At 69.3% G+C, this 25,013-nt stretch carries 15 protein-coding genes and 4 pseudogenes; 10 read left to right on the top strand and 9 right to left on the bottom strand.

The window, feature by feature from the left end; all coding sequences use genetic code 11:
• Positions 1 to 60: 60 nt before the first annotated feature.
• The 3 genes from AQJ58_RS17895 to AQJ58_RS17885 form a co-directional block, all read right to left on the bottom strand.
• Positions 61 to 1,329: an MFS transporter gene (locus tag AQJ58_RS17895; protein WP_067251284.1), complete on the bottom strand. Its 1,269-nt coding sequence runs from the start codon at positions 1,327 to 1,329 to the stop codon at positions 61 to 63.
• Between the two features lie 56 nt (positions 1,330 to 1,385).
• The gene (locus AQJ58_RS17890; protein WP_067251282.1) at positions 1,386 to 2,507 is read right to left on the bottom strand and encodes an ArsR/SmtB family transcription factor; all 1,122 of its coding nucleotides are present in this window, start codon (positions 2,505 to 2,507) and stop codon (positions 1,386 to 1,388) included.
• A gap of 151 nt (positions 2,508 to 2,658) precedes the next feature.
• A complete protein-coding gene (locus AQJ58_RS17885; RefSeq protein ID WP_067251280.1) occupies positions 2,659 to 4,674 on the bottom strand; it encodes a glycosyl hydrolase in 2,016 nt (671 codons plus the stop codon).
• 1,344 nt (positions 4,675 to 6,018) lie between these two features.
• Between AQJ58_RS17885 and AQJ58_RS40865 the strand changes: the two genes are divergently transcribed.
• Positions 6,019 to 6,417: a peptidase inhibitor gene (locus AQJ58_RS40865; RefSeq protein ID WP_079079001.1), complete on the top strand. Its 399-nt coding sequence runs from the start codon at positions 6,019 to 6,021 to the stop codon at positions 6,415 to 6,417.
• A gap of 53 nt (positions 6,418 to 6,470) precedes the next feature.
• Positions 6,471 to 6,845, top strand: coding sequence for a peptidase inhibitor family I36 protein (locus AQJ58_RS40860; RefSeq protein ID WP_079079000.1), 375 nt, complete (start codon positions 6,471 to 6,473; stop codon positions 6,843 to 6,845).
• A 370-nt stretch (positions 6,846 to 7,215) separates the two neighbouring features.
• Here AQJ58_RS40860 and AQJ58_RS17880 read toward each other — a convergent pair.
• A pseudogene (locus AQJ58_RS17880) lies at positions 7,216 to 8,394 on the bottom strand (protein kinase domain-containing protein); the annotation flags it as partial.
• Between the two features lie 397 nt (positions 8,395 to 8,791).
• On the opposite strand from AQJ58_RS17880, the pseudogene AQJ58_RS45885 reads away from it, so the two are divergent.
• The 4 genes and pseudogenes from AQJ58_RS45885 to AQJ58_RS40840 form a co-directional block, all read left to right on the top strand.
• A pseudogene (locus AQJ58_RS45885) lies at positions 8,792 to 9,489 on the top strand (ATP-dependent DNA helicase); the annotation flags it as partial.
• Between the two features lie 108 nt (positions 9,490 to 9,597).
• Positions 9,598 to 10,050 (top strand): annotated as a pseudogene (locus tag AQJ58_RS40845) (glycoside hydrolase family 15 protein); the annotation flags it as partial.
• Positions 10,035 to 10,382 (top strand): annotated as a pseudogene (locus tag AQJ58_RS17865) (tyrosine-type recombinase/integrase); the annotation flags it as partial. The pseudogenes AQJ58_RS40845 and AQJ58_RS17865, both read left to right, overlap by 16 nt.
• Positions 10,383 to 10,815: 433 nt before the next feature.
• Positions 10,816 to 11,574 (top strand): hypothetical protein, encoded by a 759-nt coding sequence (locus tag AQJ58_RS40840; protein WP_159056260.1) that lies wholly within the window; start codon positions 10,816 to 10,818, stop codon positions 11,572 to 11,574.
• A gap of 810 nt (positions 11,575 to 12,384) precedes the next feature.
• On the opposite strand, the gene AQJ58_RS43825 is transcribed toward AQJ58_RS40840, so the two are convergent.
• Complete coding sequence (locus tag AQJ58_RS43825; protein WP_199844605.1) at positions 12,385 to 14,439, bottom strand: hypothetical protein; 2,055 nt, start codon at positions 14,437 to 14,439, stop codon at positions 12,385 to 12,387.
• Between the two features lie 480 nt (positions 14,440 to 14,919).
• On the opposite strand from AQJ58_RS43825, the gene AQJ58_RS17850 reads away from it, so the two are divergent.
• From AQJ58_RS17850 to AQJ58_RS17835, 4 genes are all read left to right on the top strand, one after another.
• Positions 14,920 to 15,759 (top strand): SDR family oxidoreductase, encoded by an 840-nt coding sequence (locus AQJ58_RS17850; RefSeq protein ID WP_067251271.1) that lies wholly within the window; start codon positions 14,920 to 14,922, stop codon positions 15,757 to 15,759.
• Between the two features lie 5 nt (positions 15,760 to 15,764).
• Positions 15,765 to 17,093 carry an NAD(P)/FAD-dependent oxidoreductase gene (locus AQJ58_RS17845; RefSeq protein WP_067251269.1) on the top strand — a complete coding sequence of 443 codons (1,329 nt, stop codon included), beginning with the start codon at positions 15,765 to 15,767 and terminating at the stop codon, positions 17,091 to 17,093.
• A 104-nt stretch (positions 17,094 to 17,197) separates the two neighbouring features.
• Entirely contained in the window at positions 17,198 to 18,679 is a 1,482-nt protein-coding gene (locus tag AQJ58_RS17840) for a cytochrome ubiquinol oxidase subunit I (protein ID WP_067251267.1), read from the top strand.
• The gene (locus AQJ58_RS17835) at positions 18,676 to 19,719 is read left to right on the top strand and encodes a cytochrome d ubiquinol oxidase subunit II (protein ID WP_067251266.1); all 1,044 of its coding nucleotides are present in this window, start codon (positions 18,676 to 18,678) and stop codon (positions 19,717 to 19,719) included. The genes AQJ58_RS17840 and AQJ58_RS17835 overlap by 4 nt, the downstream gene beginning before the upstream one ends.
• 13 nt (positions 19,720 to 19,732) lie before the next feature.
• On the opposite strand, the gene AQJ58_RS17830 is transcribed toward AQJ58_RS17835, so the two are convergent.
• The 4 genes from AQJ58_RS17830 to AQJ58_RS17815 all read right to left on the bottom strand — a co-directional run bounded on the left by AQJ58_RS17830 (position 19,733) and on the right by AQJ58_RS17815 (position 24,758).
• Positions 19,733 to 21,313, bottom strand: coding sequence for a GMC oxidoreductase (locus AQJ58_RS17830; protein WP_067251264.1), 1,581 nt, complete (start codon positions 21,311 to 21,313; stop codon positions 19,733 to 19,735).
• Positions 21,314 to 21,429: 116 nt separating this feature from the next.
• The gene (locus tag AQJ58_RS17825) at positions 21,430 to 21,954 is read right to left on the bottom strand and encodes a gluconokinase (protein ID WP_067251262.1); all 525 of its coding nucleotides are present in this window, start codon (positions 21,952 to 21,954) and stop codon (positions 21,430 to 21,432) included.
• Positions 21,955 to 21,983: 29 nt separating this feature from the next.
• Positions 21,984 to 22,934 carry a cyclase family protein gene (locus AQJ58_RS17820; RefSeq protein ID WP_107122075.1) on the bottom strand — a complete coding sequence of 317 codons (951 nt, stop codon included), beginning with the start codon at positions 22,932 to 22,934 and terminating at the stop codon, positions 21,984 to 21,986.
• Positions 22,935 to 22,937: 3 nt separating this feature from the next.
• Positions 22,938 to 24,758 (bottom strand): glycoside hydrolase family 15 protein, encoded by a 1,821-nt coding sequence (locus tag AQJ58_RS17815; protein WP_067251261.1) that lies wholly within the window; start codon positions 24,756 to 24,758, stop codon positions 22,938 to 22,940.
• Positions 24,759 to 25,013 lie beyond the last annotated feature (255 nt).

Below are 25,013 nucleotides of genomic sequence, written 5' to 3'. Positions count from 1 at the left end.
GCAAGCGGACGTCAACGAGCGCTTGGGCACAGGAGCACTCCGGCTCCGTCCGCACCGCAGTCACTCCGGTTTTGCCGTGATCACCGCTGTCTCTTCCGGCGCCGCGACGCCTGCCGCGCTGTCGGCCGTGACGCAGGGCTCCTGACCGGGCCGCCGTGCGCCGACGCGTGCGAGGGCGAGCGCGGCGGTCACGGCCAGGACGACAACGGCGGCTCCCGAGAGGACGAAGGCGTTCTCGACCCCGGCGAGGGTGATGGCGGTCGAGGCCACGAAGGGGGAGATCGCCAGGGCTCCTGCCACCCCGGCCTCCCACAGGCCGAGCGCCTTCGCCAGATGATGGCTCGGTATCCGCTGCTGCACCAGGGCGATCAAGGGAATGTCCGTGAGGGCCGAGGCCAGCCCCGTGGCGGTCAGGAGAACCGCCGCCACAGCAGGGGAGGTGACCGCTCCCAGCGGAGCCCGGAAGATCCCGAGCAGGGCCCAGGCCAGCACCGCGGCCAGTGCGAGTCGACGGATGCGCAGGCCGGCCAGGAGCAGGGCGCCCACCACTTCGGCGACCCCGGCGACGCCGAGCAGCAGGCCGTACTGACCGCCCTGTCCCACGACCGCGACAAGTCCGACGGTCAGGAAACCGTTGGTCAGGGCGAGGGCGAGCACGAAGGTCACGATGACCACGAGGACGTCGGGAGAGGCCCGTACCGCCCTGAGCCCGGCGCTGAGATCGGCCCACAGCCGCGTCTGACCGCTGGTCGGAGCGGGGCGGGTCACGCGGATGGCGGCCACGGCGGCCGCCGAGCCCAGGAAGGTCAGCCCGTTGACCACCAGCGCCGACTCCAGCGAGCCGAAGGCCAGCAGCGGCGCGAGCACGAGCGGGCCGACGAAGAAGGCGGCCCGGAAGGCGACTTGCAGCAGTCCGTTGGCCTGCTGGAGGCGGTCGTCCGGCACGATCTGCGTGACGATGGCGTTGCGGGCCGGGGCGAACGGGGCGCCGATCAGCGCGAGCAGCGCCGTGGTGGCCACGAGCAGGGGCAGGTTCAGCAGACCGAGGGAGAGCAGGACCGAAGCCACGGCCACCACGGCGACCCGGGCCAGGTCGGTGGCGATCATCAGCTTCCGGCGGTCGCGGCGGTCGGCGTACGAGGCGACGACGAAGGTCGCCACGAACGCCGGCGCGAACGCGGAGACGCTGACCAGGGCGACGGCCGTGGGGTCCTTCGTCAGTGACCAGGCCAGCCAGGCCGTCGCGGCGGTGTACAGGCCGTCGCCGAAACGGGAGATGCCCTGGCCGGCGAAGAGAAGCAGGAAGTCGCGGTCCTTCAGCAGTGACATGCGGCCACTGTCGGGTCCGTTCGGAGGTCTGATCCACTTATTAGGCAGATGGCTAATCAGTCGCCCTCAGCCGCTCCGCCGTCGCCGTGCAGGAAACTTTCCAGGCTGGGGGTCAAGCCCGCCACCTGTCCGGGCGCAAGCCGGTACAGGACGTAATAGCCCTCGCGGCGGCGCTCCAGCAGGCCCGCGTCCGCCAGCACCCGCAGATGCTTGGACAGGGCCGCCTCGCTGACACCGACGAGCGGGGCCAACTCCTGCGTACTGCGCGGGCGTTCGGCGAGCAGCCGCAGGGCGCGCAGCCGGGTGTCGTCGGCCAGCGCGCGCAGTGTGCCGACGAGCCTGGTCGGCGGAATCCGCGGGCGGGCTTCCCGGACGATCGAGGAGACGGGGAAGACGAGCCCCAGGGGCCACGGACCGTCGCAGTTGACGCGTACGTGCGGCCACACATACGCGCTGGGGGCGAGGACGAGCGTGTCGTCCGGGCCGATGGCGACCTCATGGTCGTGCGACCGCTCCAGCCAGAAGCGTTCGGCCTGCGGATCGCTGCGCACCTCCGGCCACAGGCCGCGGAGCATCCCGTACAGGCCGCGCTGCTCGATCTGGTGTCCGGCCTCGCTGACGCCGGCGGCGAGTTCGGGTTCGAGCCGTACCCATTCCTCCTCGAACGCCTCCCGCCAGTAGCGCTCCAGCATGCGCAGGAACCGTTCGAGCAGCGCGCGGGGGTCGTCGAGGAGCATCGCGGCCATCGCTTCGTCGCTTTCCCGTGCGACTCGCTCCCGCAACAGGCGGCGTACCTCCGGTTCGCCCAGCACGTGCGGATCCCTGCCCTCGCCGCCGCCCGGCCAGGGCATGAGCAGGGGGACGGCGAACTCCAGGCGGACCAGCTCCGGATCCGCCTCGCGCAAGCGGGCCAGTTCGTCGTCGAAGCCCGCCAGTCGGCCGGTCGGCTGCGGAAAGAGGAACTCGGGGAAGTACGAGCGCACCGCGTAGGAGAACGCCTCGATCTCCCGCTTCAGCGCCGGGGACAGTTTGCGCATCGCACGCACCCAGCCGTGCTGGACGGGGTGATGCTTGGGCTCCACCAGCACATGGAGACTCAGTACGGCTTCCATCGTCGGCGAGTAGGCGAACCCCACCCGCTCCGCACCGCCGGCCGGGACCCGGAACACGATCGTCATGACCCGTCATCCTTGCCGCACGGCATCCGCGACGGGAAGCCGCGCCGCGCCGCGTTCCCGGCCTTCGGCCTACACCGATGTCGGTGAGGAGGGGCGGCGGCGGCAACCCCGTGCTGTGTCATTCGGCAGGGGGTTACCGCGTGCCGGTGTGTCATTCGGCCCTGATGTCGTCCACGTACACGATGCCCTTGGTCGCCGCGTCGCTGCCATGGACGAGGTACAGATTGAACGCCGTCACCTTGGCGAGGCGAGCCGCGTCGAGCACGGCTCCGGCGTGTGCGGTGTCCCAGGGAGCGGGCGTGAACTCGCTGAAGGGTGCCCTGATCTCCTGCCCGCTCGTGTCGGACAGCGGAACCTGGTACCAGAAATCGACTCCGCCGGCGACGATCTGGAGCGCCCCGCCGTTTGCGGAACCGTCGCCCTGCATCCACAGCGCAAGGGACGTGAAGGCGGACCAGTCCGCGTCGACCGGCTTGCCTGTGCCGGTGTACTCGGCGCCGGTGAAGTCGTACGCGTAGGCCAGTCCGTAGGAGCCGGAGGACTTGTGGTCGGCGGACAGGGTGAGGGTGTGGGAGTTGACATGGGTGTATGCCTGGCTCAGGGCGGTGTCGTCTCCGGCGTATCCCTCGAAGTCGTCGACCCAGCCGGCAGGCAGGGGGGCGACCTCGCCGAGGAGGATCACGGCCGAGTCGGTGAGCGTCGTGCCGTCCACCCGCGCGCTCACGGTGAGGGTGACCGAGCGGTTGTTCCGCGTGGCCGGGTCGATCGACCAGTCGCCCGAGTAGAACCCGTCGGCGTCCAGGCGCAGCCGTCTGGCGCGTCCGCCGTTCACGCAGTAGGTGACCCGGCTCGCCCTCGCGGGTGTGACACGCACCCGGACGGTGGTCTTGGAGGCCGCTACGCGCTGCCGGTCCGTAGGGGTCACGAGGTGCATGAACGGTGCGTTCCTGACAGCGGTGGTGCGAGCGGAGAACACCCCCCGGAGATCGGCGGCGAACAGGGTGTAGGGGTCCTGGTGGTAGGCGACGAAGTCGGGCAGCAGGACGTGGCCCGGGTACGGGACGTACGCATGCTTGGTGCCTCCGAAGTTGGCCCAGGTGAGCATGTACGTCATCTGACGGGCCAGCGGGTCCGCCTGGACGGCCTGCGACAGCTGGGTGAACCACTGCGGGTTGCGGACCTCGGTGCCGTTGTCCCCGAACTCGGTGAAGGCCGGAGCCTTGCCCCGCTCGTTCGCCAGCCGGACCACCATCGCCAGATCCTTCACGACACCGTCCAGCCAGGGGGTCGGTCCGGCGTTTTCGTCGTAGGAGTCGTAGCCGAGGATGTCGACGAAACGGTCGCCGGGGTAGGTCTTCAGGTAGCCGGTCGGGTCGCCTCCGAAACTCGAGTTGGGCGAGTAGGCGTAGAGCAGGTTGTGGACGCCCCTGGTGTCGCGCAGGTACTCGACGGTGTAGCGGAACAGCTCGATGAACTCGGCCGGGGTGGCGTGGCCGGCGCCCCACCAGAACCAGGCTCCGTTGTTCTCGTGAAAGGGGCGGAAGACGACCGGGATCGCGGTGCCGTCCGGCCGCCGTGCGCCCTTGACCGCCTTCGCGATGCGGTCGAGGAAGGCGGTGAAGTCCGCGTGTTTCGCGCCTCCGGGAAGGATCTGGCTGACCACTCGGCCCGTTGTGTCGGAGAAGTTCTCGCCGGTGACGAAGTTCGGCATGTGAGCGCTGAGGGTGTTGATCCCGCCGCGTGCGTCCCCCTGCCGGATGCACCGGCTGAGCGCGGCGATGTTCTCGGCTCCGGTCCCGCCCTCGACGCCGGGGCGTTCGTCGCCGTCGAGGATGAGGGTGTCCCAGCCGAAGACCGCGGGGTAGTCGCCCACCGCCGCCCTGGTGTCGGACGCCTTGCCGTCGGGGGTGGTGAAGGTGAAGCCGTAGGTGAGGTCGTGCTGGTGACCGAACAGGATGCCGCTGCCCTGTTGCCGCTTCAGGTACGCGAACAGGGCGCGGGTGGCCGGGGTCGCCTTGTCGTCGACGATCCGGACCGGCGTCGGCGCGCCGGCGAGGCCCGTGGGGGAGGTCGCCGCGGCGGCCACCGATGTTCGGGCGCCGGCCGCCGCGGCGACCGTGGCACCGAGGAGGACGAACGTGCGACGGTTCAGGGGAGAGCTGGTCATGTGTGTCTCCGTTTGGCGTGGCGATCTCTCGCCAGAGGTGACCCCCCGGGGGCCGGGGTGCCCGCACGGAGGGGTGTCGTGGGCCGTACCCCGTCGGCGGCGCCAGGCGTCGTGGTCGGGCACGGCGGCTGGTCGCCGTAGCCGTATGCCGGGCCGGGGGACGCTCAGGCAGCTTCGGACAGACGGCTGCTCGGCCGGCTCAGTCGGCCGTCGCACAGTCGCGGCACTCCGGGGGACGAGCCGTCTTCCACGCGCAGGTCTGCGACCCGGAGCCGTGAACCCGGCCCGGACTGCTTCGCGGCGCCTCGCGCGGACCCGTTGACACGGCGGGGCCGACCTTGAGCATGATCATGGAGTCGTCCCTGGACTCCCTGACGATCTCGACCTTGATGGTGGCGCCAAGTCGTGGTCGGGCCTGGCGTAGTCCACCGGATCGCGGCGGTCCGCGGCCGCCGTCGGTGCACCCTCGCGGCCTGCGCCACCACGAAGGCCGAGAACGCGGCTGCCACCGCGGCAAGGGCGACACTGGTCGCCGCTGCCCTGAGCATCGAGGGTCTGTAGGTCACTTGCGGGGGGTCCTTCCCGTGACGTGGTCGGCTGCAGGTACATGGGGTCCTGGTCGGGGACATCCGCAACAGGCGACACACGTGTGCTTCAAGTGGCGCTATTCGACTAGAGGTTGAGGAAAAAAGAAAGGCCGAGCGGCTCGCGGGAGCGCAGGACTGCCGTGCTCTGGCGAATGCAATCCCCCTCTGGAGAGATCCTCATGAGCCCGTGCGTCCGGGAGATCGTCGTGCGGCTGCCGTACCGGCTGGATGTGTGAGCCCGGTGATCGGCGACACCACGCGGCGCTCGCCCCCGTTGCCCGTGGAGTCGTGATCAGCGCCCGCCGTGCCTGCGGCGGCCGCGGAGCCTGAACGGCGACTGAGTGTTGTACCGGAGCGGCTTGTCCTGTGGGGGTTTGTGCGCTGGGGGCCGGCAGTGCGCTGAGGCGTTGGATACGCCAGGCAGCGCGACTCGTCCCGCATCGTCCGCTCCCGCAGATGGCCCTGGACGAGGAGTCCGGGTCGGGTGCGGCCAACCAGCCGCAGCGTGTGATCCACCGTGTTCGCAAGCCTCATCTGCGGGTTCAAGGCTGCCCGCCCGTCGGCGGTCCCGGAGGCGACCCGACGACCCCTGACCAGCGGCGAGGACCGCGGCGATGGATGGCGGTTCGGGCGCGGTGCCCATTTTCGTCAAACAGGGATGTTCCGATCGACTTCCTTCACCGCAGCTTCCCTTCTCTTGATCGCCTCAAGACATCCTGGAATACTATTGCGACACCCCAGAAGGAGAATATTCCACATGTCGATTTGGCGCCTTTTGGCCCCAGTAGTGACGACCATCGCCATGACCGCGGGGACATGGGTGGCGACTGCTGCGCCCGCTGAAGCCGTGGGAGGCTGCCCGTCGGAAAAGCTCTGTCTCTACAGAAGCACCGAATACAGGACGCTTTCCTTTACGGCCGCCAGCACCGGGGCCTGTTTCTGGCTGTCGGATTATGGACTCACAGAGCCGGGCAACGGCATCATGTCCTACGTAAACAATCTGTCGGTGAAGGCGACGCTTTGGAGCTCCCAAGACCTCGTTCACTGGTACGCAGACGGAACAATCCGATCCGGTGGCTTCAGTAGCGACACGGGAGGATCCTTCCCGTTCAACAGTTCCGACAAGATTTGCACCGGTAGCGCCTTGCCTTATTAGGCTACTTCGACGAGCGGCCGGCGATTATGTAATCGACCAGAAAGGGACTCCCTGTGAGCTTCAAGTTGAAAGCCGTTACCGCGATATCAGCGGTCGCGCTGTCCTTTGTTGGAGTAACGGCGAATGCATCGCCGGCGCAGGCCGTCGGTGGCTGCCCCTCCGGCAAATTGTGTCTGTACGCGGGAACGGACTATACAAAGCTATGGTTCACTGCCGCCAGTACCAATGCATGTTATCGGCTGTTGGATTATGGACTCTGGCACGGCGTCAAGTCTTATGTGAACAATTTGCCGGTGAATGCTGTCATGTACTACTTTCCCCGGACGCCGCTCGGAACAATCCGTCCGGGTGGCTTCAGCAGTGACACAGGCAACAGTCTGATTGCCACAAGCAGTGAGATTGCGTGCATGGGCGCCGCACAGCCGTAGTTCAGGAGAGCGGTGGGGGATCGTGCGGCTGGCCCGGCAGCGCCACGAACCCGAACCAGCGCCGCCACCCTGGGCATCACCGACAACCCGATGCGCACGGAACTCGATCAAGCCTCCCTTCCCCACTGCCATCGACACTCAGGTCCGGGATGCGGATCACTGTGGATCAGTTACGGAAATGCTGGATTCCTCGGCTCTGAGGTCGGGGAGATGGGGAACGACTCTGTCCGGGACGTGCCGAAGACGATGGACTTGCCGCCGTTCAAGGACACTTTCCTGATCACTACGTCGGTCTCCACCGCGTGGGCGGACGGGACGGCGAGCGCGGTGCCGCACAAGGCGAGGGCGCCGGTGAGAACGGCCCTCATGGCACACCCTGGAGCGCGGCCAGCGCGTTGGTGACCTGGCCGAGCTCGGCGCGGCACCGGGCCGCCCGGGCGCGGCAGGCGCGGGCCTGCTCGCCGGTGGGCCCGGCGATACGGGCGTAGGCGGCGCCAACCGAGCGCCTCGGCGGCCTGCGCGAACCGCTCCTCCTCCAGCAGGGCGTCGGAATGCGCGTACGCCTCCTTGATGTCCTCGCGCAGCCGGGCGGGGACGGGCACCGGCGCGGCCCCCGGGAGGACGGCCGTCGGCGCCGGACCGCCGGGCGCCGGGGCCTGGGCGCGGGCGCGGGGAGCGAACGGGCGACGGAACACGCCCGTCGGGTCGGGTGCGCCGGCCGGTCCGGCATCCGCCGTGCCGGGCTCCTGGCCCGGCGGCGGGAGGAACGGCAGCAACCGCGCGTACACCTCCTGTGTGTCGGCGGGCCGCGCCTCGGGCGCCTTGCGCAGCAGGTGCAGGACCAGCTTCTCCAGCGCCTCGGGGACGTCGGGCCGCAGCTGCCGAAGTGGGGTGGGGGCCGCGTTGACGTGCTGATACATCAGCACGTACTCGCTCTCCGCCTCGAACACGAGCAGCCCGCTGAGGAGTTCGTACAGCACGCAGCCGAGCGCGTACCGGTCGGTCTGTGGGGTGGTGCGTCCGCCGCGGACCTGCTCGGGGGACATGTACTGGTGGGTGCCGATGGGGCTGCCGGCGGCGGTCAGCTTGGTGACGTCCGTCCGCAGCATCGCCGCGATACCGAAGTCGAGGACCTTCACGGTGCCGTCGCGCGCGGCGAGCATGTTGCCCGGTTTGAGGTCCCGGTGGATCACCGGCACGTCGTGCGCGCCCAGCTGACCGGCAGCGGCCGGGGGCGAAGTAGGCGGACAGCGGTACCTCGTCGACGAGTTCCATCACCAGGAACACCACTCGTACGACGCGTCGAGCACCGCGTCGTACACCTGCGGCACGCCGGGGTGCTGGATACGCGCGGTGATGCGGGCCTCGCGACGGAAGCGCTGGCGAACTCCTCGGCCGGGTGCGGGGAGGTGACCGACGCCTGCCGGATGAGTTTCACGGCGACGGGCCGGTCGAGCACGGCGTCGTAGCCGCGCCACACGTCGCCCATGCCGCCGTGGCTCAGCTCCTCCAGGAGTTCGTAACGGTCGGAGATGGCCTCCTGCGGCACCTTGCCCCCGGTGTGCGCGATGAACAGTCACGGTCAGGGGTGCTCTGCGGGCCGCCCTGGAGCTCTCCATCGATCGCGTACTCGACGCCGCGGTACCAGGGCTCGCCGACACCACGATGCGGGCCACGATGCTGTGCCTCCACTGCCACACCGCAGCGGAGACCCTCGCCGCGCCAACGCCGTCTGGTCGCACTTCTGCCCCTGGGATGCCACTACCACCAGTACGAGATCGGCCCCACGCATGAGCCAGGTTCGCGCCTGGCGGGCGGAGGCCGGAGAGCCAGCCGGGACGTTGACCATCTGACTGTTCGTTACCAGCAGGTCTCTGTAGTTATTTCGACGGGGCCGGGCGTATGCCCGTCGCAGCGTCCTCCGGGGTGTTGCAAGGGGAGGGGACATGTACATGGGCACCACCACGCGCGACGAGATCATCGCCGTCGAGCAGAAGGCGGTGGACCGCGCCTATGACTGTTATGCCGCGCGGCTGGCCGAAATGACCGCAGGCTCGGTCGCCATGGCCTCCGCCAGCGGCAAGGACAGCGTCGCCAACCGGATCGTGGCCGAGGAGCGCGCCGCGGCATACGACGGACTCGGCAACGAGTCGCTGGTCATCAGCCGCGTCGACGCACCGGACGAGGACGAGCCGGATAGGGCGCCCAAGACCTGGTACGTCGGCCGACGTGCCGTTTCCGACGTCCGTACCCGCGACACCGTCGTCGTGCTGTGGACCAGTCGCCTGGCCAAGAAGTGGTTCGAGGTGCTGCCCGATGCCCCGGGCGAGGTGCTCCTGCGGCGGCGACTGCGCTGTGTGCAGAGCGTCGTCGAGGACTACTTCGACGAGATCACCGCCACCGCCTCCGTCCCGCAACCACGGACGGCGGCAGACGACGCCCGGCGGGAGGCCCAGCCCGCGGAGCCGGCCACCGTCACGCAGAAGGAGGGCGCACCGAGCCCACCCGTCCCCACGCCCGCCGGCATCGCCCGCGTCCAGTGCCAGAAGCCGCTGCACCCGACGCCTTCCTCCTGCGCGAGCTTCAGCGCTCTCGCCGCGGCAGCATGCGGGACATCGTCGAGACCATCCGCCGCGACCAGATGTTCCGGTGCCAGCGGAGCGGTGCAATGCAGAGGGCAGGGATCGGTGCGCGTGCTCGGAGTCGGCCCTGCCCGGGCTCGACCGACAGCAGTCAGTAACGCCCAGCGGGATGGGACTACCGGTTCACCTGGGTGCGCGACGGCGCGCTGTCCGTGCGGGCCATGCTGGATCTCGGCTTCGCCGACGAGGCCGTCGCCTTCGTCCACTGGCTGGTGGACCGGCTGCGCGAGCGCGAGGGCAAGGAGGAGGAACCGCTCCAGACGATGTACCGCATCGACGGCAACGCCGACCTGCCCGAGGAGACGCTCGATCACTTCGAGGGCTACCGCGGCTCCTCGCCCGTCCGTGCCGGCAACGGCGCCGCCGACCAGCTCCAGCTGGGCATCTACGGCGAGGCCCTCTACGCGGTGTCCGAGGGCAGCGCGGTCGCGCAGCAGGCCAGTTCCGAGGGGTGGCGCACGGTCGCCAGGACACTGGACTGGCTCGCCGACGCCTGGGACCGGCCCGACGAGGGCATCTGGGAGACCCGCGGCGGCCGCAAGGAGTGCGCCAGACAGCGGCTCGCGCCAAAGCGGGGGAGAACTGGCAGGGCTCCGACTACGTCTTCGCCACCCGCACCGGCCGCCCCGTCGAGCCGCGCAACCTCTACCGCTCCTTCACCCGCGTCGCCGAGTCCGTCGGCCTCCGCGTCATCCGGCTGCACGACGCCTGCCACGGCACCGTCCCCCTCCTCACAGCGGCCGGAGTCGCGCCCCGCGTCGTGATGGAGATCCTCGGACACTCGCAGACCAGCATCACCATGGATGCCTACACCCACGTCGTCCAGGACACCCAGCGCGAAGCCATGAGCCACATGGACCGGCTCCTCAGGAAGAGGCGCCTCGGTCGTGGCTGACCGCCCCCGTTGATGTCAAAAGCAGATGTCAAAGGCCCCGGACCATGATCGGTCCGGGGCCTTTTGGCTGGTGCCCCCGGCAGGATTCGAACCTGCGACACCCGCTCGAGGAGTTCGATGCCGCGGCCCGCATACCGCCCTCGTGGTGCTGTCGGGGGAGCGTGAACGTTCACTCAAGGCCGCCCGCGTGCAACGTCATTGATGTCAGCTGGCGTTGTCAGGGTCGATGGTTGACGCAACAGCTCCGTTCACCTGCCTTCATGGGCGGCTGGCTCCTGTTGCGAGGGTGTGGCTGGGGCGAAGAAGTGACACGACGTGGCGGAGGAAAAATACGCAACAGTTCAGCATCCTGTCCGGTGAAATCGCCGGTCAGCAGGGGGAGGAAGCACGGAGCGACACGCTCACAACCTCGCCTCGATCGGAGTCCCTCTGGATGAGCAGCAGCCTCCAAGATCTCGTTGTCAACCTCGCTTCCGCTGCAATCGCCTTTGTGGCCGGCTGGTCATTCGACCGGCTGAGCGACTTGTGGCGCTTTCGTAGTATTCGAGGCTTCTGGAAGCCGTTCGCCACCAGTGACCTCAGGGTTGTGACGTCGATCTTCATCAAAGAAGAACATTATATTTGGGAGCGATCAGGACTCGTCGGCGTTGGGGATGTGTTGGCCCTGAATGAACTTCGACAACAATTGAAGCGAGCGGGAGTTGACCAGCTTCCTATTACGCCGAGCCATCAACTCACAGGACTTGAGCGTCAAGGCAACCTCGTGCTCGTCGGCGGACCGCACTCCAACCGAATAACTGCCGAAGTCATGCAGCGATTGCCCGTGACGTTCACCTTTGGTTCAGCCGAGACGCATGATGCAAATATCTATGATTCCGTGACAGGCAACGTCATGCGATGCGTCATGAACTCGGATGATCAACTTGTCGTCGATCAAGGCATACTCATTCGAGCGACTAATCCTTTCGATCGGGAGCGAAACGTCGTCATCCTTGCCGGAAGCTTCGGGTTTGGTACGAGTGCAGCGGCGCGCCTCCTCGCCAGCTTGGAGATCCTCACCCGAGACATCGTTGCTCAGGGGAATCCGTTTGAAGCCGTCTTCTCTGTCGAGGTAGCCGGAGGCACACCTCAGCACGTCGAATTGAAGGAAATACGGCAGCTGGATTCCACGGTGCTTCGGGTAGGGACTTAGGCGCAGCTCCTCGTGGTGGAGCCCGGGCAACCGTGGCATCTTGCCGGCCAGGTTGAGAGGCCGGCGGAGTCTCAGGGGCCCGAGCTGCCGGTTCCCCGGCTTGGGGCAGTGCGGCCATGCCGTCCGCTTCGTGCCCCGGTGCCCGTGAGTTCCCGCCTGTGGGACGCACAGTGACTCGGCCCGAGGACTCGGGGTTGCTGGCGGCTTGCGCCGGTCACCTGAGGTCGGCGCGGTTGCTGTTTCTCGCTGCTGCACCGAACCGCGGGGCCGGCCCACCGATACGGGACATCGTGACGGTCAGCTGTTGCGCGGTCATGAGCGCATGGAATCGTGGACGGTCGAACACTTCTCCCAGTCCAACCCGGCGGGAGCCGGGCAAGATGACGTGCCCGTTCTTCTACGCCGAGTCGCAGACTCCATCGAAAGCCTTGGCTTGACAGGGGTCTACCAACGTCGACCAACCGCCTCTGTGCCTCGGGTCTTCGTTCAATGGGGTCCGGTTTCGACTGCTGCCGTTCGCGCTTGCGGGTGTCAGCCGCTGGTGTCAGGCGCCGCGCGTGATCCATTACTTGTCCGCTCGGTAGGGCTTGATGTCCTTGGTGGCGAAGAGGTGGACGTAGCCGCACCGCCAGCAGATCAGGCCGGTGGCGTTCTCGTCGGCCCAAGCCAACTTCTCCAGCCGGGTAACCCACCGTCAGTCAGCAGCTGTGCCGGCGCCGGGTCTTCGAACGGTTCGACCTGGTCGTCGTCGGGTCCAGGCCGTAGCCGGGACCCAGCGAGCGCGTCATGCCCGATGCGGAAGCGGAGTCCTCACGGCACGGCTCCGATCGGGACGGACACGGCCGCGGCCTCGGTGGCGTCCGTGGGCACCTTCGCCTCGGCGCGGCGCAGGTCGAGCACGATGAGGACTGCCGCGGCGACGCCGAGATAGATGAGCAGGTTGATCAGCGACTGGCTGGTTCCGTGGCCGTCGAAGTAGATGGTGCGGTGGAGGAGAAGGTAGCCGTTGCGGGGTGGCAGGTAGGGCCCGATGTCACGCCAGAACGCAGGCAGGTACGGCACCCCGTTCGCGCCGCCCGAGGACGGGTTGCCGAACAGCATGATCACGACGACCGTCAGGAGGGTGCCGATGGGCCCGAGCAGTTTCTGCAGGATCGCGGCGACGAAGGCGACCACGGCGACGATCAGCGAGCAGATGGGCCAGGTGATCCAGAACTTGCTGCTGGGGAATCCTTCGAGCCAGTAGCAGACGATCAGGTCGACGACCAGGCCGCTGACGACGGCGAACCCGGCGAGTTGGGCGGCGCGCCAGCGGCCTGCCGCTTTCCCGGTGGCGGTCATGAGCAGGGTCGAGCTCATGTAGCCGCCGATGAGCAGGGGGACGAGCATGAGTCCCTGGACCAGGCCGAACGGGTCCTTCGCCGCCAGCGGGAGCGGGGTGTACTGCTGCACCGTCAGCTTCTGCCCGGTGCTCCGGGCCGCCTGTTCGAACCGGACCGCGAGATCGAGCGGTGCCAGGTCGCTCATGGACGGCGCCACGATGAGGGTGTTCTGTCCGCCCGACGTGACCAGCGCACCGTAGATGCGGGCGTGGTCGATGGCGGACTTCACCGCCGCTTCGTCCGCATACCGGGTGACCTTCAGCGAGATGTCCTTCTCGGCCGCCGCCAGGACGGGAGAGGATCCGACCGCGCCGAAGGGCAGGTTGGTGGCCTTGGGAGCATGCGAGGCGATCATGTAGGTGGTGGAGAACAGGCATTGCACGACGGCGCAGACGCCCAGCGCGACGAGCATGCCGATCACGGCCCGTCGGTGACGGGAGGCACGCGCCGCAGGGGACCCCGGCTCCGATGCCCGGGGCTCCGGGCTGCCTGCTGCGGCGGCCGACCTGCCCGGTCGGATACGGCCGTACCATCCGATGACGGCCATTCCGGCACAGGCGTACCCGAGCAGCACGGTCAAGGGGGTGCTGATGTCGTTGCCGTCGAAGTAGAGCACGTGGTTGATCAGCGTGGCCGCGCTCTGCGGCGGGAGGACCACGCCGATGTTGCGCCAGTAGACCGGCAGCAGGTACGTGCCCAGTCCACCGGCCGGTGGACCGCCGATGATGATGAACAGCAACGCCACCACCAGCGTGCCCAGTTTCCCCACCAGCGCCTGGATCCCGGCGGCCGCCAAGGCCACCGCGGAGGTGATGAGCCAGAAGCACGGCAGCAGCGGCCAGAAGTGACTGCTGGAGTACGCGCCGATCCCCGGTCCGGCGATCAGGTCGGTCAACAGCGCGCCCACCAGGGCGTATCCGACCAGGATGGCCGCCCGCCACGGCGCTGCGGCGACTCCGTGGGCTGCCTTGAAGACCAGCACGGCGGCCAGATAACCGCCGATCAGCAAAGGAATCAGCAGCAGCGACGTCACTGCGCCCACCGGGTCACTGGAGGTGAGCGGCTTGACCGTCTTCACGGTGACCGGTTGTCCCAGCTTGTGCGCCGCGTCCAGGAACGCCGGCTCCAGCTCGGTCTGGGCGAAGAAACTCTTCGCGGGGACCACGACCAAGGTGTCGGACGAACCGCTGCCGATGTACGCGCCGTACAGCTCGCCCTGATCGACCGCGTCCATCACCGCCGACGTGTTCGGATAGGAGGTCAGGTCGAGCCCTGCTCGTGATGCCACCGCGGCGACCACAGGCGAGGGCGGCCCGGCCACACCGAAGGGCATGTTCCGTGGCACCAGGAGCTGCTGGGCGCTGACCAGGCTCAACGCGAACAAGGACTGGACGACCAGCACCATCCCCAGCGCGGCAATGATCTTCAGTACGCTGCTCCGCCCGCCCGTGGCCGGAGCAGCCTGGGCCAGTCGCCTCGCCATTCCTGTCCTCCATCAGCTTCCATGGCGGCACCGGAGCCGTACTCGGGTGCGGGCAGGTCCGAAGTCGCGGCCCTTCCCTGAGCCATCACCACACGGGCCCGGTCGGGCGGCAACTCGGCAGACGCTGTCGATTCCGCGGAAGCGGACCGCCCGGGACGGCGATTTCCTGGGCACGCTGTTCGCATTCGCCCGCCAGGCGGGGCAGACCATGTGCCGGCCGCGGGCCGCAGGGAAAATCGTCGCGACGGCTCATAGCCCAGGCGTGTGACATGCCCGGCTGAATACGGCTGGGCAGCGTGCCGTTCTGTCCCGCCCCCGGCGCAGGATGCTTTGGTCGGAACGCCGGGCTGCGACGGCTCATGTGTCCGGACCAGTTCCCTCCTGCATCCGTTGTGGCCTGACCGGCCCGTCTCCCGGCCTCTGCGCGTCGCCCGCTCGCGGCGTGCGTGCCGTCCGACATACAGCGAAGGAGAGACCGTGATGGCAGGAACGGCCGACGAGAGCCGGCACACCGTGTCCGGGCCCCTTCTCCGGGGGCAGAAGGCCCTGGTGACCGGCGCCAACTCGGGTATCGGCCTGGCGACCGCCGTGGCCCTGGGCCGGGCCGGGGCGGACGTCGTGGTGAACTACGTCGCCGGCGCGGACGAGGCCGAGAAGGTCGTGGGGCAGATCCAGGGCTTCGGGGTCCGCGCCTACGCCCACGAGGCCGACGTGTCCGACGAGGACCAGGTGGTCGCCATGGTCGCGCGGATGGTCGAGGAGTTCGGCACCATCGACATCATGGTGGCCAACGCCGGCCTGCAACGGGACTCGCCCGTCACCGAGATGACGCTCGCCCAGTGGCAGAAGGTCATCGACGTCAATCTGACTGGCCAGTTCCTGTGTGCCCGGGAGGCCGTCAAGGAGTTCCGGCGACGCGGCGTGGTCGAGGAGGTGTCGCGGTCGGCCGGGAAGATCATCTGCATGAGCTCGGTCCACCAGGTCATCCCCTGGACGGGGCACGTGAACTACGCCTCCTCCAAGGGCGGTGTGTCCATGCTGATGCAGACCCTTGCCCAGGAGCTGGCCCCCGAGCGGATCAGGGTCAACGCCGTCGCCCCCGGCGCCATCCGCACCCCGATCAACCGCGACGCCTGGTCCACCCCCGAGGCCGAGGCCGACCTGCTGCGCCTCATCCCGTACAAGCGCGTGGGCGACCCCGAGGACATCGCCAACGCCGTCGTCGCCATGGCGTCGGACCTGCTCGACTACGTCGTCGGCACCACCCTCTACGTCGACGGCGGCATGACGCTCTTCCCCGGCTTCGCCACCGGAGGCTGATCCCGATGGATGATCACGTCGCGCCCCGCCGGGTGGTGATCATCGGTGGGGGCTTCGCCGGGCTGTTCGCCGCGCGCGCCCTGCCTCACTCACCGGTCGCCGTGACCGTGGTCGACCGCCGGGCCCACCACCTCTTCCAGCCGCTGCTCTACCAGTGCGCCTCCGGAATCCTGTCCGAGGGGCAGATCGCCCAGCCTCTGCGCAAGGTCCTGCGCCGCCACCACAACGCGGACTGCCTGCTCGCCGAGGCCACCGACATCGATGTCCGGGCCCGCCTGGTCCACGCCCGGCGGCCCGACGGCAGTGCGTTCGCGCTGCCCTACGACGATCTGATCGTCGCGGTCGGTATGCGTCAGTCGTACGTCGGACACGACGAGTTCGCCGCGTACGCCCCCGGTATGAAGACCCTCGACGACGCGCTGGACATCCGCCGACGGCTCTACGAGGCGTTCGAGATGGCCGAAACCGCCGAGGACGCGGAGGAACGGCAGCAGTGGCTCACCTTCGCGCTGGTCGGCGGTGGACCGACGGGCGTGGAACTCGCCGGTCGGATCAGGGAGATCGCCGGTCACACCCTCGACCGGGAGTTCCGGACGATCGACTCCGAGCGGGCGAGGGTGCTGCTCTTCGAGGGCTCGGACGAGGTGCTGGGCGCGTTCGGCCCTCCCCTGGCCCGTCGCGCCGCCCGGACCCTGCGGGATCTCGGCGTGGAGCTGCACCTGGGCACGATCGTCACCGACATGGACGCGCACGGCCGGACGGTGCGGGACCACGCGGGCACGGTCTCCCGGTTCACCGCCCGCACCGTGCTGTGGACGGCCGGGGTCGAGGCACCTCCGATCGCCGCGGCGCCGGCCCGGGCCACCGGTGCGGAGCAGGACCGGGCCGGGCGCATCGCCGTACAGCCCGACCTCACCCTCGCCGGTCATCCGGAGATCCGGGTCACGGGTGATGTGATGAGCCTGAACCGGCTGCCGGGCCTGGCCGAGGTCGCCGTGCAGTCGGGCGCGTACGCCGGCCGGGCCGTGCGTCACGCGGTGGAGGGCAGGACGAAGCAGCCGAAGCCCTTCAGGTACCGCGACCTCGGCAGCGCCGCGTACATCTGCCGCGGACGGGCCGTCGTCAAGGTCGGCCCGCCGCATCTGTCGGGCGCGCTCGGCTGGTTCGTCCGGCTCTTCATCCATCCGGCCTTCCTGACCGGATTCCGCAGCAGGCTGGGGGCGGTGCCCAGCTGGGCCGTCACCTTCGCCACCGGTGCGCGACGCGAGCGGGCCTTCGTCTCCTCCGAGGGCGGCGCCGAGCCGAGGCGGCAGGAACCCTCTCGGCCTTCCTGACCGAGGCGCCCCCCGACAGCCCTCCCGTCCCCCTCCCCCTGCCTGCTCCTGCTCCTGCCCCTTCCCCGCCCCCGCATCACGCGGGGCAGACCTTCGAGGCGCACATGAACGGCACAGCGGCCCTTCTGGCGAACACCCCGCCCCAAATGCTCCCGGCCCGCGAGCTGATGGCCTTCACCCTCGCCTCGCACATCCTGCTGGTCCCGTTCGGTGTGGCACTGCCGTTCATCACCCTGCTGATGCACCACCGCGGGCTGCGGCGCAACGACGCCGTCGCCCTGACCCTCGCCCGGCGCTGGTCGGCGGTGATGGCGGTCCAGTTCGCGATCGGAGTCGTCACCGGCACCGTGCTGTCCTTCGAGTTCGGGCTGCTGTGGCCCAAGATGCTGGGCCGCTGGGGTGATGTGTTCGGCCTGGGGTTCGGGATCGAGGCCTGGGCGTTCTTCCTGGAGGCCGTTCTGATCGCGGTCTACCTCTACGGCTGGCGCCGGCTCAAGCCCTGGACGCACTTCTGGCTGGCCGTGCCGCTGCCGCTGACGGCCCTGATGGGGGCGTTCGGCATCATCGCGGCCAACTCCTGGATGAACACGCCGCAGGGGTTCTCACTCGACGCCCAGGGCGATCCCGTCCACGTCGATGTCCGGCAGGCGATCTTCACACCGATCTTCGGCCCGGAGTACTGGCACTTCGTGGTGGCGATGTTCCTCACCGCCGGCTACGTGGTCGCCGGCGTGTACGCGGTCGGCTGGCTGCGCGGGCGCCGCGACCGCTACCACCGGCTGGGCTTCACACTGCCGTTCACCGTGGCCGCGATCCTCACCCCGGTCCAGTTCATGCTCGGCGACTCCGCCGCCCGGGCCGTCTTCCACAAGCAGCCGGTGAAGTTCGCGGGCACGGAGCTCGTCTGGAAGACCGACACCCACGTGCCCGAGTACATCTTCGGGCGGCTGAACAGCAACGGGACGATCTCCGGCGGTCTGAAGATCCCGCAGCTGGACTCGATCCTCGCGGGCTTCAAGCCCAGCACCAAGGTGACCGGGCTGACCTCGGTACCGGCCGACGACCGCCCCACCGTCGTCCAGGCCACCATCGCCCACTGGGCCTTCGACATCATGGTCACCATCGGCAGCCTGCTGATCCTGCTCGCACTCTGGTACGGCTGGTGCCGGCTGCGCCACCGGGACCTGCCCCGCAGCCGCTGGTTCTTCCGCTGTGCCGCGGTCGCGGGAGCCGCCTGCCTGGTCACGGTGGAGTGCGGCTGGATCACCACGGAGGTCGGCCGCCAGCCCTGGATCGTCTACCAGCACATGCGGGTCTCCGAGGCCGTGACGTCCACCCGTGCCGGGGGGCTGTGGACGATGCTCGGCATCGTGATCGTGGTGTACGTGGCCGTCCTCGGCTCGTTCCTCGCGGTCCTCCTGAAGATGCGGACACGCTGGCGCGCCGCCGACGAGGGCCGAGCCGCCGCGCGTGGCTCACTGCCCCCGGAGACCGACACACCCTACGGGCCCAGAGGCCCTCAGCCGGCGGGCGTCCAGGCCGGGCACCGCCACGGCTCGGACGGCTCCGAGGACGGTGCGTCATGATGGCCGATTGCATCGCCTGGGTGCTGGTGCTCGCCATCGCCGCCTACGCCTGCGCCGGGGGCACCGACTACGGCGCCGGTTTCTGGGACCTGCTGGCCGGCGGGGCGGAGCGCGGGAAACGGCCCCGGTGGCTCGTCGACCACGCCATGGCACCCGTCTGGGAGACCAACAACGTCTGGTTGATCTTCGTGCTGGTCATCATGTGGACCGGCTTCCCGACCATGTTCCAGGCCGTCTTCACCGCACTGTGGCTGCCCCTGGTCCTCGCCGCGGTGGGCCTGGTGCTGCGCGGCGCCGGGTTCGCCCTGCGCAAACCGACCCGCCGGCTCGCCCAACGCCGCGTCTACGGCGCGGTGTTCGCCGTGTCGTCGCTGCTGACGCCGTTCTTCCTCGGCGCGGTGCTCGGCAGTGTCGCCTCCGGCCGGGTCGCGGTCGGCACGCCCGCCTCCGCGGATGCCTGGGCCAATCCGACCTCCGTCATGGCGGGTCTGCTGGCCATCGCCTCGACCGCGTTCCTGGGGGCGGTGTTCCTCTGCTCCGACGCCCTGCGGTTCGGTGCCGACGACCTGGTCGGCTACTTCCGGTGGCGCGCGCTGTTCGCGTTCGCGGCCGTCGTCGTCCTCGCGCTCATCGCCCTGCCCGTCACCCACGACGACGCCCGGTACGTCTGGGACGGCCTCACCGGAGGCTGGGGTCTGCTGCTGGTCGTCCTCGCCGCGCTCTGCGGGCTGGCCACGGTGCTGCTTCTGCTGCGCCGTTCCCACGGCTGGTCCCGGTACACGTCGGTGGCGAGCATCGCCCTGAGCGTCGGCGCGTGGGGCCTCGCGCAACGGCCCTACCTGCTGCCCACCTCGATGACCGTGGCCCAAGGGGCGGGCGCCCCGCACACCCTGCGCTGGCTGGGGATCGTCACGGTCATCGCCGTCGTGCTCGTCGGCCCGGCTCTGGTGCTGCTCTACCGGCTCGACACCATGGGCGAACTGGAGCCGCTGACGGATTCCGACACCGAGGCCGCCGCGACACCGGGGGACAACAGCTGACGGTGCCGGGCCGTCAGCCCAGCCGTGCGGCGATGCGGTCGCCGACCCGCAGGGCGTTGGCGATGGCGGTCAGTGACGGGTTCACCGCGCCGATGCTGGGGAAGAAGCTGGTGTCGACGACGTAGAGGTTGTCGAGGTCGTGGGCCTTGCAGTCCACGTCAAGGGCCGAACTCTTCGGGTCCTCACCGAACCGTACGGTGCCGGCCTGATGTGCGGTGGCACCGATCGGCATGCCCTTGTGCAGGTAGATGCTGTGGGACAGCAGATGGTGCTCGTGCATGCCCAGGTGCCCGAGCATCCCCTGCAACTTGTGCCGCAGACGCTTCAGCCCGGCGATGTTGTTCTTCTCGTCGAGGACGAGGTGGATGCGGTCGTCCTCGTCGAGGGTGACGCGGCTCTCGGGCAGTGGCAGGTCCTCACCGCACAGCCAGAAGTCGACCGCGTGGTGGGCGATCATCTCGAACGGCATGTCGGGCGAGACGGCGCCGGCCCAGCGCGGGGCCTCGCCGTGGATCTGGTCGGCGTCGGACTTGCCGAGCATCTGGATGCCGCCGAGGGGGAAGGCCCAGTCGTCCGAGCCCAGGTACCAGTCGTGCAGGGCCAGGGTCTTCTGGAACCTGGTGGGGTTCGGCTCCTTGGACACCGCCATCAGGGCCAGGTTGTTGTGCCGCATGTAGTGGCGTCCCACCACGTCCGAGCTGTTGGCCAGGCCACGGGGATGCCGGTCGTTGGCCGAACGCAGCAGCAGGACGGCGGAGTTGACGGCACCGCAGGCCACCACCACGATGTCGGCGGCGAACGACTCGGTCGTTCCGTCGTCGAATGCGGCGACGGCCCCGGTGACGGTCCGTCCGGTCGGGTCGGTCTCCAGGCGCCGCACATGGGCACCCGTCACCATCGTGACGTTGTCGTGCTTCAGTGCCGGGTCCACGCAGATCACCTGGGAGTCGGACTTGGCTCCCAGCAGGCAGGGGAAACCGTCCACCCGGTCACAGCGGATGCAGACGCTGGAACGGGTGGCGTCGCCGTTGTCGTCCTGGGTGAGGTTCACGCCGATGGGCAGGTGGAAGGGGTGCAGCCCCCGCTTCTCCAGGTCGTCACTGAGCTGCTGGATGCGCGGCTCGTGCTCGACCGGGGGGTGCAGGTACTGGCCGCTGGTCGGCCCCTCGGTGGGGTCCTCGCCGTGCCGCCCGTGCACCAGATAGAGCTGCTCGGCCTCGGTGTAGTACGGCTCCAGGTCCTCGTACCGGATCGGCCAGGCCGGCGAGACGCCGTCGTGGTGGCGCAGTTCACCGAAGTCCTCGGGCCGGAGCCGGAAGAGGGCGGCGCCGTAGAACTTGGTGTTGCCCCCGACGTAGTAGTTGACCTCAGGGGGGAACTCGTTGCCGTGCTTGTCGCACCAGAACTCCGGGGCGCGGTACTTGCCCTTGACGAAGACGGCGGTGGAGTCCCAGTTGTCCCGCTCCCGCGGCAGATAGTCGCCTCGTTCCAGGATCAGGATCCGCTTGCCGGTGGGAGCCAGCCGGTGCGCGAGCGTACCGCCGCCCGCTCCGGTACCGACGATGATGACGTCGTAGTGGTGATCGTCAGCCATGAGGACATCCCGTTCACAGTAGCGCCCAGCAGGGCGATGGGAACATTCATGCCTATGTCGACGCTATCGGGCGCCCTCGGCGACGGCGACTCGGAAGAAATCGACCATGTGCCCGTTCACGGGGCGTCCGACACCGCTCTCACCGCCTCCTCGGCGATGGTCCGCGGGGCAGTCGCCGCGTCGACCGTCATCCCCGCTTCGTCCGGTTCCAGCGGCTCGAGGACGTCGTACTGCGAGTCCTCCAGCCGAGGCGGCATGAAGTGGCCCGTCCGAAGGGCGACCCTGCGTGCGGCGGCCGTCGGGTCGAGCGCCAGGTACAGGAACCACACGCCTGCGCCTGCCTCGCGGAACAGATCCCGGTACGCGCGCTTGAGAGCCGAGCACGCCATCACACCGCCCCGGCCGGAATCCGTCGCCTCCCGGATCCACCCGGCCAGCGCCGACAGCCACGGCCGGCGGTCGCCGTCGTCGAGTGGACGGCCGGCGGCCATCTTGGCCCGGTTCGCCGCCGGGTGAAGGTCGTCCGCGTCCAGGAACGGCAACGCGAGCCGCTGTGCGAGCAGTTGCCCCACGGTGGACTTGCCGGACCCCGAGACGCCCATGACCACGACGACGGTCGGCCCCGCGCGATCGGTGCGCATGACGTTTCACCCGGGTTCGGGGGCGGTCCTCACAGGACGGCGATCGGATTGACCGGTGAGCCGGTGGCGTGCGGCAGCCTCAGGGGAGCGACGACACAGAGGAACGACCAGCGACCCTCCTCTTCGCAGACCGACGCCAGGTCCTCGAACTGCAGGTAGTCCAGCAGATGAAGACCCATGGCGTGGATCGCGAGCACATGGACGGGGAAGTCGACGCCCTCGGTGCAGCTCGGGGCGGTGTCGTTGTTGCCGTCGCTGCCGAGCACGGTCACCCGGCGGTCCGCCAGGAACTCCAGCGCGGACGGATGGAGCCCCGCCCTCGCGTCCGCCGTGTGCCACGCGCCCAGCTCGGCACGGCGCCGGCGATGTCCGACCCGCACGAACAGCAGGTCGCCGTCGCTCACCTGGACGTGCTGGGCGCTCTCGGCCGCGGCGAGATCGTCGGCGGTCACATGATCACCCGGCTCCAGCCACGGCACGCCGCGCAGCCGCGGCACGTCCAGCAGGACGCCCCGCCCGACGATCCCGTCGTGAGCCGCCTCGATCGAGAGCGCGTCGGCGCCGTCCGCGGTGACGGTGTCCGCGCTCACGCCGCCGTGCAGCGTGCCGTCGTAGATCACATGGCACAGGGCGTCGACATGGCTGTCGGCGTCCCCGTGCACGTTCATGGCGAAGCTGTCCATGGCGAAGTGGAGTCCGCTCGCGGCGTCGCCGGGAGCCTGTGGCCACGCGCGCATCCGGTGCGTCGCGGGCTCCGCGTCGTCGGGACCGGGCGCCGTCTGCACCGGCGCGGCCATCGTGACGGACCGGCCGCTGCGCACCTCGCGGCCCGCGACCAGCACACGGTCGGGAGTGAGCGCGGTCAGCGCACCCCGCTCACCCTCGGCCCAGGCGGCACGCGAGGCCACCTGCCGGTACAGCGCCTCGAACTCCGCTGCGGTCAGCCGGGGTTGTCCTGCCGGTCGGGCATGCGTGGCCATGGGTCAGCGCCCGTCCTCCGCGTCGAGCGCCTCGTCGAGGGTGATGGCGGCCTTGATCAGGGACAGGTGGGTGAACGCCTGCGGGAAGTTGCCCAGTTGCTCCCCGGACGGACCGATCTCCTCGGCGAACAGGCCGACATGGTTGGCGTAGGTCTGCATCTTCTCGAAGGTGTAGCGGGCCTGGGACAGCCGTCCGGCCCGGGCCAGCGCGTCGACGTAGAGGAAGGTGCACAGGCTGAAGGTGCCCTCGGAGCCGCGCAGCCCGTCCGGCGACGCGGCGGGATCGTAGCGGTAGACGAGGCTGTCGGAGACGAGCTTGCGGTCCATCGCGTCGAGCGTGGAGAGCCAGGCCGAGTCCCGGGGGGCGGTGAATCCTACGCTGGGCATGAGGAGCAGTGAGGCGTCGAGGACGTCCTCGTCGTAGTGCTGGACGAAGGCGCGCTCCTTCTCGCTCCAGCCACGGTCCATGACCTGGTCGTACACGGCGTCCCTCGCCTTGCGCCACCGGTCCACGTCCGCGGGCCTGCGGAGCGTCTCGGACAGCCGCAGCCCGCGGTCGAAGGCGACCCACGACATCACCCGGCTGTAGGTGAAGTCCTTGCGGCCGCCGCGGGTCTCCCAGATGCCCTCGTCGGGCCGGTCCCAGGCGTCGGCGAGCCAGTCCAGTGTCCTGGCGACCGTGCGCCACCCCTCGGAACTGGCCTGCTGCGCGACCGCGCTGCCCTCGGACACCGCGTAGAGGGCCTCGCCGTAGATGTCCAGCTGGAGCTGGTCGGCGGCGCCGTTGCCGATACGGACGGGCGAGGAGCCGCGGTAGCCCTCGAAGTGATCGAGCGTCTCCTCGGGCAGGTCGGCGTTGCCGTCGATGCGGTACATCGTCTGGAGGGGTTCCTCCTCCTTGCCCTCGCGCTCGCGCAGCCGGTCCACCAGCCAGTGGACGAAGGCGACGGCCTCGTCGGCGAAGCCGAGATCCAGCATGGCCCGCACGGACAGCGCGCCGTCGCGCACCCAGGTGAACCGGTAGTCCCAGTTGCGCTCTCCGCCGACCTGTTCGGGCAGGCCCATGGTGGCCGCCGCGATCAGCGCGCCGGTGGGAGCGTAGGTGAGGAGCTTGAGGGTGATGGCCGAGCGGTGCACCAGCTCCGGCCACCGTCCCCGGTAGCGGGACTGGCGCAGCCACTGCCGCCAGAACCGGGTCACTTGATCGAACTGTCCGGTCAGCCCGTCGACCGTGGGGGTCTCGGGCGGCTCGCCGCCGGACGCGCAGACGGTGAACACGACGCCGCCGGACTGCCCTGCGCTCAGCCTCACCCGTGCGCGCACGTCCTGGCCGTCCCGCTCCAGCGGGAAGGTGGACCGCAGGTGCCCGTCGGTCCCGTGGGTGCGGAACACCGCTCCGTCGTCGCCGAGTTCGAGTTCGTGCTCGGCCCGGCCGTAGTCGAAGCGCGGCCGGCACTCGAGGACGAATTCGACGGTCCCCCGCACGACACGCACCACACGGATCAGGGTGTGCCGGTCGGTGGCGGTGCGGCTCTCGCTCAGCGGCATGAAGTCGATCACTTCTCCGACCCCGTCCGGTGACATGAACCGGGTGACCAGGACGGCGGTGTCGGGGTAGTAGAGCTGCTTGCAGATTCCGTCGGGGTGTTCGGGGGCCAGCCGCAGGTAGCCGCCGCGGTCGTGGTCGAGCAGGGCGGCGAAGACACTGGGCGAATCGAACCGGGGCGCGGCGAACCAGTCGACGACGCCCTGCGACGAGACGAGCGCGGCGGTCTGCAGGTCACCCACCAGGCCGTGGTCGGCGATGGGAGGATAGCGGTCCATGGCTGCTCCGAAACGTTGCGAGAAGCCCCCGCATCCACTATCAGTCACCTCGGTCACGCCTGTCACATGGAAGCGGTCGCCGGGCACCCGCCCCGCGGCCGTGCCGCCGACCGCTCCGGACCGCCACCCGTACGGCGCAATCGTGAGACGCCTTGCCCGCCGTACGGGGAACCCGGGCGGCGGCCGAATCGGCTGCGGCCGCCGCGTCCCGGGTATCTCCCTTCGGTTTGCCGCCGCTGCCCCGCTGGGCGTTAC

The sequence above is a fragment of the Streptomyces sp. DSM 15324 genome, assembly GCF_001514285.1.
Taxonomy (GTDB): Bacteria; Actinomycetota; Actinomycetes; order Streptomycetales; family Streptomycetaceae; genus Streptomyces.
Note: the sequence above shows the minus strand (reverse complement) of the source record. Positions and strands in the feature narration are given on the sequence as shown.